At 50.9% G+C, this 269-nt stretch carries 1 pseudogene; it reads right to left on the minus strand.

From position 1 onward, the window contains the following. Positions 1 to 269 (minus strand): annotated as a pseudogene (locus SB719_RS20360) (spermidine/putrescine ABC transporter substrate-binding protein); the annotation flags it as partial.

Consider the following 269-nt stretch of genomic DNA (forward strand, 5'->3'; position numbering starts at 1 on the left):
CAGCGACTGTAGGGAACAAACTTGCCCCCTTCTGCTATAGGCGTTTTCCAGAAGGCGATTTTGTCGAAATAGTTAAAACCGTTGGTTTCACAACCTTTTTCGCCTAATAACGGACTGGCTTTACACCCTTCCGGCACTACCGGTAACGAGCCAAACCAGGCCGCCACATCGCCCTGCACTTTTGGCGTTAATGACCAGTTCATCCATTTGTAGGCGCAAACCGGATGTTTCGCTTCGCTATGCAGCATGGTGGTATCAGCCCAACCGGT

It is taken from the genome of Pantoea sp. SIMBA_079 (assembly GCF_046940275.1).
Lineage (GTDB): Bacteria > Pseudomonadota > Gammaproteobacteria > Enterobacterales > Enterobacteriaceae > Pantoea > Pantoea borealis.